This is a genomic window from Luteibacter aegosomaticola, from assembly GCF_023078475.1.
GTDB lineage: Bacteria > Pseudomonadota > Gammaproteobacteria > Xanthomonadales > Rhodanobacteraceae > Luteibacter > Luteibacter aegosomaticola.
In genome coordinates, this window is the sequence record NZ_CP095741.1 from 3,363,900 (window position 1) to 3,374,691 (window position 10,792).

Annotated in this window: 10 protein-coding genes; 4 read left to right on the forward strand and 6 right to left on the reverse strand. The window is 63.8% G+C overall.

Annotation, left to right across the window (positions count from 1 at the left end):
* Nucleotides 1-72 precede the first annotated feature (72 nt).
* The 3 genes from hflX to miaA form a co-directional block, all read right to left on the reverse strand.
* Nucleotides 73-1,383 (reverse strand): ribosome rescue GTPase HflX, encoded by a 1,311-nt coding sequence (hflX, locus tag L2Y96_RS14960; RefSeq protein WP_247327839.1) that lies wholly within the window; start codon nt 1,381-1,383, stop codon nt 73-75.
* Between the two features lie 96 nt (nt 1,384-1,479).
* Entirely contained in the window at nt 1,480-1,737 is a 258-nt protein-coding gene (gene hfq / locus L2Y96_RS14965) for an RNA chaperone Hfq (RefSeq protein WP_247327864.1), read from the reverse strand.
* A 133-nt stretch (nt 1,738-1,870) separates the two neighbouring features.
* Nucleotides 1,871-2,806 (reverse strand): tRNA (adenosine(37)-N6)-dimethylallyltransferase MiaA, encoded by a 936-nt coding sequence (gene miaA, locus L2Y96_RS14970; protein WP_247327867.1) that lies wholly within the window; start codon nt 2,804-2,806, stop codon nt 1,871-1,873.
* Nucleotides 2,807-2,875: 69 nt separating this feature from the next.
* Between miaA and L2Y96_RS14975 the strand changes: the two genes are divergently transcribed.
* Both L2Y96_RS14975 and L2Y96_RS14980 read left to right on the forward strand, forming a co-directional pair.
* Entirely contained in the window at nt 2,876-3,856 is a 981-nt protein-coding gene (locus L2Y96_RS14975; protein WP_247327870.1) for a hypothetical protein, read from the forward strand.
* A 132-nt stretch (nt 3,857-3,988) separates the two neighbouring features.
* On the forward strand, nt 3,989-4,189 hold the full coding sequence (locus L2Y96_RS14980; protein ID WP_247327872.1) for a hypothetical protein: 201 nt from the start codon (nt 3,989-3,991) through the stop codon (nt 4,187-4,189).
* Nucleotides 4,190-4,313: 124 nt separating this feature from the next.
* On the opposite strand, the gene L2Y96_RS14985 is transcribed toward L2Y96_RS14980, so the two are convergent.
* Nucleotides 4,314-4,670 (reverse strand): DUF2750 domain-containing protein, encoded by a 357-nt coding sequence (locus L2Y96_RS14985; RefSeq protein ID WP_247327874.1) that lies wholly within the window; start codon nt 4,668-4,670, stop codon nt 4,314-4,316.
* 60 nt (nt 4,671-4,730) lie between these two features.
* On the opposite strand from L2Y96_RS14985, the gene L2Y96_RS14990 reads away from it, so the two are divergent.
* Entirely contained in the window at nt 4,731-5,069 is a 339-nt protein-coding gene (locus tag L2Y96_RS14990; RefSeq protein ID WP_247327876.1) for a hypothetical protein, read from the forward strand.
* A gap of 93 nt (nt 5,070-5,162) precedes the next feature.
* On the opposite strand, the gene L2Y96_RS14995 is transcribed toward L2Y96_RS14990, so the two are convergent.
* Nucleotides 5,163-7,325, reverse strand: coding sequence for a S46 family peptidase (locus tag L2Y96_RS14995; protein WP_247327877.1), 2,163 nt, complete (start codon nt 7,323-7,325; stop codon nt 5,163-5,165).
* A gap of 100 nt (nt 7,326-7,425) precedes the next feature.
* The gene (locus L2Y96_RS15000) at nt 7,426-9,546 is read right to left on the reverse strand and encodes a S46 family peptidase (protein WP_247327879.1); all 2,121 of its coding nucleotides are present in this window, start codon (nt 9,544-9,546) and stop codon (nt 7,426-7,428) included.
* A 190-nt stretch (nt 9,547-9,736) separates the two neighbouring features.
* Between L2Y96_RS15000 and tdh the strand changes: the two genes are divergently transcribed.
* On the forward strand, nt 9,737-10,771 hold the full coding sequence (gene tdh, locus L2Y96_RS15005; RefSeq protein WP_247327881.1) for an L-threonine 3-dehydrogenase: 1,035 nt from the start codon (nt 9,737-9,739) through the stop codon (nt 10,769-10,771).
* Nucleotides 10,772-10,792 lie beyond the last annotated feature (21 nt).

Genomic DNA, 10,792 nt, shown 5'->3' on the forward strand with positions numbered 1-10,792 from the left:
CAGGCGCGTGAACACCCGGCGCCGCGCCGATCGGGCACGCAAACACTGTGAATTCTAGCAGACCCGCCCCGCTCAATGCTCGGCGTGGGGCGGATCGATGAGTTCGCGCAAGGGCGAGCCGTGGACGTCATCGCCCACCAGGGGGGCCAGTACCGAACGCGGAGCGTCGATTTCCAGCTGCCAGCCGTTCTCGTCGATGGCCTCGCCCGCGATAGCGCCGGCGGCCTTAAGCCGGGCATGCAGGCGGCCTGCGGTGAGGGGCAGGACCACGTCGGCGTGGATTCGGTCGCCGCCAAGCAGCTCGCCGAGGGCCTCACGAAGGCCTTCGAGGCCGGCGCCTGAATGAGCCGACAGCCACACGGCGCGCGGCTTGCCGTCGTCACCCCGATCCACCCGAGGCTCAGCATCCTCGATGAGATCTATCTTATTCATGACCGAAAGCTGGGGTACGTCCCCGGCCCCGATCTCTTCGAGTACCGAGTTCACGACCCGGCGCAGGAGTTCCCGCTCCTCGTCGGCGGCATCGCTCACGTGGATCAGCAGATCGGCGTCGCGCGCCTCGGCCAGGGTGGCCCGGAACGCCGCCACCAGGTCATGCGGCAGTTCGCGGATGAAACCGACCGTATCGGCCACCACGGCAGGGCCGCAGGACAGGCCGTCGATCTTGCGGACCGTGGGGTCCAGCGTGGCGAAGAGCTGGTCGGCCGCGTAGACGCCACCGGTGGTCAACGCGTTGAACAGCGTGGACTTACCGGCGTTGGTGTAGCCGACGAGGGCCACGCGCGGCACCGTGTTGCGCAGGCGGGCACGACGCTGCTGGTCGCGCTGGGTCTGCACCTTCTCGAGCCGCTTGGTGAGCATCTTCACGCGCTCAGCGAGCAGGCGGCGGTCGGTTTCGAGCTGGGTTTCACCCGGGCCACGGTTGCCGATGGCACCGCCGCGCTGGGCGTCCAGATGGGTCCAGCCGCGGACAAGACGGGTGGCCAGGTGCTTCAACTGGGCCAGCTCCACTTCCAGCTTGCCTTCGTGCGAACGGGCGCGCTGGGCGAAGATGTCCAGGATGAGACCCGCGCGGTCGACCACGCGTGTCTTCAGGTGTTTTTCGAGGTTGCGCTCCTGGACCGGGGTCAGGACGTGGTCCACGAGGACCAGATCCGCCTCGAGGGCGCGCACGGCCTCGGCCACTTCATCGGCCTTGCCGCTACCAATATAGAAACGGGGATTGGGCTCGCTGACGCGGGCCGGGATGCTGGTAAGGATCTCGGCGCCTGCCGAGGAGACCAGCTCGGCGAATTCCTCGCCACGGCGCGCCGCGTCGCCTTCCCCGCGCGAATGCGGGAGTACCAGGACGGCACGGTCGCCTTTCTTTTGCCTATCGAACACTTAGGGGATTGACCTCATGGATGGAGGAGGAGGCGGACAGGCCACGATGGCCTGCCCGTTCTCACCCTTACCGATATGGGTTCCGCCGCGGGCCCCTCAACCCTCGACGTCACCACCGGCTTCAGCGTGGCTTTCATGGCCGCCAACGCGGACATTACGGCTCGGCACAACAGTAGAGATGGCGTGCTTGTACACCATCTGGCTCACCTGGTTACGCAGCAGCACCACGAACTGGTCGAACGACTCGATCGTGCCCTGCAGCTTGATGCCGTTCACCAGGTAGATGGCGACCGGCACGCGCTCACGGCGGAGCGCATTCAGAAACGGATCTTGCAATGACTGCCCTTTGGACATTTTTTCTTCTCCCCTACGCCTCTCGTACGGGTCCGGGTAAAAAACGCCGAAAACGGCGCCCCGGCCCAAGTGCTTTGAATCTTAACTGCTTTTAAACGCTGGCTGGAAGCAGCCAGCGTGATGATCGTGGCATTTACAGGAACTGCGCCACAGCCTTACGCACTTCCGGCAGCGGATCCCCCTGATCCGGGTCGAAAACACGTGCATCCAGCTCGCTACGCAACCAGGTGATCTGGCGTTTTGCGAGCTGCCGCGTGGCATAGATACCACGGTCTCGGAAGTTCTGGGCATCCCCTTGTCCATCAAGGAATTCCCAGGCCTGGCGATAGCCCACCGCGCGGATGGCCGGCAGGTCGGCATGCAGGTCGCCGCGCGCCTTCAAGCCACGGACTTCCTCGAGGAAACCATCGGCCAGCATCGTGTCAAAACGGACCGCGATCCGTTCATGCAGCACCGCCCGGTTGGCCGGGAGGAGCGCCACCTTCAGCACCCGCCAGGGAAAGCGCTTGCGCGGGGCGTTCTGCAATTCGGTGATGGGGCGGCCAGTGAGCTCGAAGACTTCCAGGGCGCGCTGGATTCGCTGGGCATCGCCCGGGCGAATCCGCTCTCCAGCGGCCGGGTCGATGGCGGCCATCCTGGCATGCATGGCCGCCCAGCCAATCTCGACCGCTTCGGCGCCCAGGCGCTCACGAACCGCCGGGTCGGCCTCTGGCAGTTCGGAGAGCCCGCGCTGAAGGGCACGGAAGTAGAGACCCGTACCACCCACCAGCAGCGGAACCTTGCCCTGCCCGGCCACCCGGGCCATGGCTGCCACGGCATCTTCGGCAAAGTCCGCCGCCGAGTACGGCTGGGCCGCGTCGCGGATATCGATCAGTTCATGCGGGTAACGCGCGAGCGTCGCCGCATCCGGTTTCGCTGAACCAATGTCGAGCCCGCGGTAAACCAGTGCGGAATCGACGCTGATCAGCCCAACGGGAAAGACATCCGACAACGCGCAGGCAAGTGCCGTTTTCCCTGAAGCCGTGGGGCCCATGATAAAAATGGCGAGGGGACGGGTGTCGTGGGTCATCGGTCGGGCTGTTCGGGGCAAACGCAAGCTGCGAGTATCCATGCTCCTGCAGGGAAGAGGAACGGAAGAATGAAGGTTGCGATGCTCGCCGCCGCTCTCGGCATGTCGGTTTCGTGGGCCAGCCAGGCTTCGACGGTGATTCCCACGTCATACGAAGCAGGCCATTTCATCGCGACGCCGACCACGGCAAGCGGCAAGCTACTCCGACTGAATGTGGATACAGGCGGAGGCAGCGCCTACCTGTGGCTCAAGGCATCGGCGGCGAAGCCACTAAGCCTGAAGCCCGCGCGTTGCTTCGGCACAGACGGCTATGTCGAGCCGCCTGCATTCACGCCAGGCAAGGGGCTGCCACCGCTTGGCGGCCACCAGTGCAACAACGTCATGATCTCGCCGGATGCTCACGGGGACGAGATGACGGATGGCGTCGTCAGCGCGTGGTATCTCGCCAAGGGCATATGGACCTTTGACTACCCGGCACGCCGCCTGACGCTGGAAGACACCACGTGGAAGCCCGGCACGGACGATCACGCGGTACCACTGGGTTTTCCGATCAACGCGGCCGGAGAATTCGGAACGCCCTACCCGCGGATCGCCGTGACCATCGAAGGCGAGCAGATCGATTTGCTCCTGGATACCGGCGCCACCGCTCATCCGACCACCGCCGGCAGGGCCGTTATGACAACCGCCGTGGCGCCTGACGGCTTTGCCGCAGGCAGCTACATCACTACGTCGATCATGAATCGTTGGCACGCGTCACATCCCGACTGGCCCCTGATTGAAGCGGCTGACGACCTGTTCGGCGCAAAAAACGCGACTCGCGCCATCCGCGTACCCTCCGTCGTCGTGGGCGAATGGCGCATCGGCCCCGTCTGGTTTATCGAGCGCGCGGACGGCGCCTTCGACGATAAGACAGGCCTATCCCGGTTCATGGACGAAGAGATCCACGGCGCGCTTGGAGGGAACGCGCTTTCGGCCTTCCGCATGACTGTCGATTATCCCCATCGCAAGGCTTGGCTCACCTGTATTGAAGGCTGTAAACCCGTTCGCTAAGCAGGGACGCCTGCTCTGCTGTAAGCAGCAAAACAGCACCTACACGGAGACGCGCTTTGCGCCTACATCCAAGCCGACGGCATCCGTGACACGCTCAGCATGCACAATCTGAGTGCTAGCCTCGGAGAACACATGGCGGCGGTAATAGAGACAAACGGCGTGAATCGTGACGAAGAAGATCTGAAAAAGCTCCAGGCCGAGACATACAAACTGCTTGTCGAAGCACTAAAGGTGAACCAGGAACGTCGGTGGCCCCCGTTCATAGTCACAACAACCTTCTTCGCTGCCGGCGCTACCTTCATCAAGGTGCTTGATATGCTGATGAAGGGATGACGTGCCCTGGATGTGTTGCCATTAAGAAAGCCGCCCATGAGCGGCTTTTTTTGAGGCTTATCGCAAGACCGGGTCGAACGACTGGCCGGACTCACCCCGCCCGCTCAACCGCGCGCCCAACATCTCACGTGAGAAGATCGATGGCGAGATCGCGCGGCTCCACTTCAAGCCCTGCAAGGTCGGCATTGAATTCGACACCCGCCAACGCACTTCCGTCGGCGTGCATGCCAGGTAGCCAGGCATCCAGGAATTCGGCCAGTGGGATGGAAGCAGGCGCGTAGTCTGCCCACACCTCGACCGCATGACGCCTTGCATAAGCCTCATGCGACCAAAACAGAAGCACGCGAGCTTCGTACTCGTTCGAAGGGCATTGCGCCCAGCCTTCCGCGTTACGCAGTCCCCAGACTACTTCGGTCTCACGAACGCGAGTGACGAAGCGGCGGTAACTCGCCTGAAGATCGGCTGTAAGGTGCAAGGACATCGGAAGAACCCCTCAGAAAAATCACCCCGCCCCGTTGCACTGGGGCGACGGGTCAAACACATGGTCCGTCAGAACGATCGCGACCACAACCGCCCCTACACAATGACACGCCATGCACCTACATCGCGCCCGAGCAAAGCCATGGCAGGATTTGCATGGACACATGGGGTCGATACGATCGGAGGGCTGATGGCAGCGGTATATGAGACACGAGACGTGACGCGCGACGAAGAAGACCGGGAAAAGATCCGTGCGGAGATCATGAAGCTCATCGCGGAGACGTCGAAGATCCACGCGGAATCTCGGTGGTATCCACTGGTGGCGGGGGCGGGGTTCTTCGCTGCCTCGATGGGCGCCTCGCTTGCGTTCATCAAGTTGGTGCAGCTTATTTTTTTCTGAGCAGGCGTTGGCGACAAAAAAAGCCGCCCGTGGGCGGCTTTTCTTTGAGCTTTGTCGCAGGTTAGATCGCGCGCAAGCGCGCTCCTACAAGGGCTATTTGGCTGGGACGCCCATTTCCTTTAGCAGATTGTCGGCATGGTCGAGGTGGTGCATGACCCAGAGCATGTAGCGCACGTCCACCTGGATCGAGCGGTTGAGCTTCGGATTGAACAGCCAGTCGCCGCTTACCGACTCCCAGTTGCCATCGAAAGCCAGACCGACGAGACGGCCTTCCGCATCGAGCGCCGGCGAACCGGAGTTGCCGCCGGTGATGTCGAGATCGGCGAGGAAATCGACCGGCAAGGTGCCCTGCTTCTTCGACGCGTAGCCATCGAAGGCCTTTGCCTTGATCGCATCGGTCTCGGCCTTCGGCGCGTTGAACGGTTCGACTCCCGTGTCCTTTTCGACGATGCCCTGCGCCGTGGTGAACGGTGCATAGGCCACGCCATCGCGCGGGGCCACGCCCTGCACGTTACCGAAGGTCACGCGCAGCGAGCTGTTCGCGTCCGGGTAGACCGGCAGGCCCTGCGATTCCTTCCAGGCGATGATCGCCTGCATGTAGCGAGGGCGAAGCTTCGCGAGTTCACCATCGCGGGCGTCGTCCGCGTCTTCGATCTTCTTCAGGTCCGGGAGGACCGCCGTGGCCAGCTTCAGCATGCTGTCACTGCTGGCGGAGATGGCCTTTTCATCGGCCTTGAACCACTTGAGGCGCTCCGTGGTATCGCCGAGTTTGCTGCCCTTGTAGAGCGCAGCCACCTTCGCTTCGATCGCCGTGCGCGTGGACGCGCCAGCCAGCCACTGGTCCAGTGAAGGCAGACGCTGGTCCTTGGGAAGGCTCACGTAATGCACGAGGGCGTTGGTCAGCAGCGCCTGATCGGTCGTGGCATCGTAACGGCGCTCCATCTGCTTCAGGGCGCCTTCGATACGTACCTCGTCGCGCTCCTGGTAACCCGCGTCGCGCTGCATATCCGGCTTGGTGCGTTCATGCGCGAGGCGAGCGAGGCGCACGCCGCTCGAGAACAGCTGGGTACGGGCGACAAGGGCCAGATCGGCGTCGCGCTCGCGCGTCACCTCACCCTCTTTCAGCTTGGTCTTGAGCGTCGCGATGTCGGTGAGCAAGGCCTGGTTCTCTGCCCCGCCCTGCTTCTTCAGCCACGCATCCAGTTCGGCTTCCTGCTTCTGCTTCACCGCCACGGCATCGGCGCGGCGCAGGCCTTCGAGCTGACCACCGAAGTTCTTCAGGTAGTTGTTCAGACCCGCGACGAGGCTGGCGTACTTCACCGTCACGTCGGGATTGGTCTTGCCGTTTGCCGCGATCGTATCCAGCTGCTCCTGGTAGAGCTTGATCTGGGTCGGGTAGGTCCAGCTGATCGCGCCCTGCACTTCCTGGGCGAGACGGTAGCGATTGGTGCGGCCCGGGTAGCCCACGACCATCACGTAGTCACCGTCCTCCAGGCCGTCGGCGTTCACCTTGATAACGTGCTTCGGGTGGTACGGCACGTTGTCCTTCGAATACGTCGCAGACTTGCCGTCCTTCGAGACGTAGGCACGCAGGTAGCTGAAATCACCGGTGTGGCGCGGCCACATCCAGTTATCGACATCGCCGCCGAACTTGCCAATCGACTCGGGCGGCGCGTAGACAAGGCGCACATCCTTGATCTCGAGCTGTTTGATCAGCTGGTAGCTGTAGCCGCCGTGGAACGTATAGACATCGCAGCGGTAGCCGTCGCTCTCGCAGGCTTTCACCAGCTCTTTCTTCGCCAGCTCGATCGCATCGAAGCGCTGCTTGCCGCTCATCCCCGCGGTGAGCTTCGCGTTCACGTCCTTGGTGACGTCCCGAATTTCCTCAGTGACAAACACCCGCATGTCCGGCGAGCCGGGCAGCTCTTCAGCGAAGTTCTTCGCCAGGAAGCCCTGCTCGATCAGGTTCTTTTCCTTGGTGGAGTTGTACTGAAGCGCGCCGTACCCGCAATGGTGGTTCGTGACCACGAGGCCATCCGACGAGACGAACGAGGCGGTGCAGCCGCCGAGGCTGACAATGGCACCCATCGGATACGCGGTCAGGTCGGTGAGCGTGGCCGGGTCGAGCTTCAGGCCGTGCTGCTTGAGCGTGCCGGCGATCTTCGGCAGCTGAGCGGGCTGCCACATGCCTTCAACAGCATGGGCGGCAGGAACGAGGCCGGCGGCGAGGGCCGCGGCCAGGGCGAGGCGACGCATGGGGTGATCTCCTGAGAAACGTTACAACATAACAATTGCAGGGGATGACCCTCCGGCGATATGTGCCGAAGGTCATGGGGGGCGTCGCGCGCGGTGGTCGTCAGCGCGCCGGGACGCCCAGTTCTTTCAACAGCGCCGGTGAGGGGTACACCTTGTCCATCAGCCAGCGCATGTAGCGCATGTCCACATGGATGGCGCGCTTGTAGCGCGGGTCGTACATCCAGCTCGCGCTCACCGCTTCCCAGTTGCTGTCGAAATTCAGGCCGACCAGTTCGCCCTTCGCGTTGAGCACCGGGGAGCCGGAGTTACCGCCCGTGGTGTCGAGGTTGGAGAGAAAATCAACCGGCATGGCACCCGTCTTCGGGTCGGCGTAGCCGGTGAAGTCGCCCTTCTTGATGGCATCCAGCAGCGGCTTCGGCGCATCGAACGGGACCTTGCCGGTGTTCTTCTCCACGATCCCCTGCACCGTCGTGAGCGGTGCGTAGGTAACCGCATCGCGGGCAACCAGCGGCGTGACCTTGCCGTAGCTCACGCGGAGCGTGGAGTTGGCATCCGGATACACGGCCTTGCCCTGCTTTTCGCGGTAGGCGATGAGCGCCTCCATATAGGCCGGGCGCAGGCGCAGCAGGTCGCCATCGCGGCCCTTCTTCTCTTCTTCGATACGCAGCAGGCCCGGGCGTAACGTACGCGCCGCGACCATCAGGGCATCCGTGCTTTTCTCCACTTCGGCAGGCGATGCTGCGAACAGCCGGTTACGTTCGGCTTCATCGCTGAACTTCGTAGCGCCGTAGATCGCATCCAGCGCCTTGGCCAAGGCCGCAGGCGTGGTGCCGAACACCTTGTCCACTTCGGCCACGTGCTGGGCCTCCGGCAACGCCTGGTAGCGGGTAAGCAGCGACGTGACGAGCGCCTTCTCCACCGTCGCGTCATAGCGGCGCTGGATCTGCTTGAGCTGGCTCTGGATCAGTTCCTCGTCGCGCTTCTGGTAGCCGCTTTCCCGGGCGGCATCGTCCTTTGGCCGCTCGACCGCCAGGCGGTCGACGTTGAGCGCGCCGCGCATGAGCTGGGTCTGCGATGAAAGCAGGCCGGTCAGCAGGTCGCGCTCGCGCACGTCCTTGCCCTGCGCGATCAGCGCCATGACCTGGTCGATCTGCGGCCTCAGCGTCTTCGCATCGGACTGGGTCGCCAGCCAGGCCAGCATGGCGGCCTCGTCGTCCCGACGGGTGGCAACGGCATCGCTGCGCTCCAGGCCCTCGAGCTCGCCACTGAAGCGCTTGATGCCGTTCTTCAGCGACTGCAACTGCGAGGCATAGCGGATAGCCGCGTCCTTATCGGCCTTGCCCTGGGTCTCGATCACGTCCTGCAGGCCCTTGAGCACGGCCACCGAGGTCGGCAGGCGCCACTGCACCTGATCCGCGAATTCGGCGGCGGTGCGGTGGCGGTAGGTGATGCCCGGGTAACCCGCCAGCATCACGAAATCCCCTTCCGCCACGCCTTCGCTCGCGATCTGCAGGTGGGACGGCGGGTGGTAGGGCTTGTTGTCCGGGGAGTAATCGGCCGGCTTGCCATCCGGGCCCACATAAGCGCGCAGGATGGTGAAATCACCGGCGTGGCGCGGCCACATGAAGTTGTCGGTTTCGTCGCCGTAATTGCCGATGGCGCGCGGCGGCGCATAGACCAGGCGGATGTCGCGCAGTTCCAGCTGCTTCACCAGGTAGAAGTCGCGGCCGTAGAACATGGTGGCCACGCTACATTTCGTCCCGGCCTCCTTCTCGCACTCTGCCACGAGCGCCTTGGAGGCGGCATCGATCGCGTCGTAGTACGCCCTGCCCGTCTTGCCCTTCGCGCCCGCCAGGATCCGGTCGGTAACCTTGTCGAACCCGACAGTGACCCGCGCCCGGTAGTCCGGGTTGGCTGGCAGCTCGCCCGCGCGGTCCGGGGCGACGTAGCCGTTGGTGATCAGGTCGCGATCCGGCTTCGAGTTGTACTGGATGACGCCGAAAGCCACGTGGTGGTTGGTGACCAGCAAGCCGTCCGGTGAGACGAACGAGCCGGTGCCACCGCCGACGCGGACCACCGCGTTCAGGGGCGCCTTCGTCAGGTCGGCGAGGTCCGCCGCGTCCCCGCGATAGCCCGCAGCCTTGAGGTTTTTCGCAATCGAAGGCAGCTGCGAGGGCATCCACATCCCCTCGTCAGCCTTCGCTTCCAGCGCCAATGCCATGGCGGCTCCCAGCATTACCGTACGGATTCGCATCGTCTCACTTGCCCCTGAGGTTTCCAAAGCTGGCCCACCCTAGAGGCCGGGAACGGCCCGTGGCAATGCCGCGGCGCACAAGCCAAGCTACCTGCCGCGGCCTATAATGGTGGTTTGGTCCGCCCCCGCGGCCCCTCCCCACGAAAGCCGAGATCCCATGCAGCAGACGATGAAGGCGCTGGTGAAGCGCAACCCCGAACAGGGCATCTGGATGGAAGAAGTGCCGGTCCCGACCCCGGGTCCGAACGAGGTGCTGATCAAGATCGAGAAAACCGCGATCTGCGGTACCGATCTGCACATCTATAAGTGGGACGAGTGGTCCCAGCGCACGATCAAGCCGGGCCTGACCATCGGCCACGAGTTCGTCGGCCGCATCGCGGAGATTGGCCCGGGCGTCACCGGCTACAAGATCGGCGACCGTGTCTCGGCGGAGGGCCACATCGTGTGCGGCCACTGCCGTAACTGCCGTGCCGGCCGCCAGCACCTGTGCCCGAACACCGTGGGCATCGGCGTGAACCGCAATGGCGCGTTCGCTGAATACATGACCATGCCGGCCTCGAACCTGTGGCCGATCCCCGACCAGATCCCTTCCGAGCTGGCCGCCTTCTTCGACCCGTACGGCAACGCGGCGCACTGCGCGCTCGAATTCGACCTGATCGGTGAAGACGTGCTGATCACCGGCGCCGGCCCGATCGGCATCATCGCCGCGGGTATCGCCAAGCACGTGGGCGCCCGCAACGTGGTGGTCACCGACGTCAACGATTACCGCCTGAAGCTGGCCGCCGACATGGGCGCCACCCGCGTGGTGAACGTGGCCAACCAGTCGCTGAAGGACGTGGTCAAGGACCTGCATATCGAAGGCTTCGACGTGGGCCTGGAGATGAGCGGCAACCCGCGCGCCTTCAACGACATGCTCGAGTGCATGTACCACGGCGGCAAGGTGGCCATGCTCGGCATCATGCCGCGCGGTGCGGGCATCGACTGGGACAAGGTCATCTTCAAGGGCCTCACCCTGCAGGGTATCTACGGCCGCAAGATGTACGAGACCTGGTACAAGATGACCCAGATGGTGCTCACCGGCTTCCCGCTGCAGAAGGTGCTCACCCACCAGATCGCCATCGACGACTTCCAGAAGGGCTTCGACCTGATGGACGCCGGCGTCTGCGGCAAGGTCGTCTGCAGCTGGACCTGATTTAGCCGGGCCCGCCCCTGT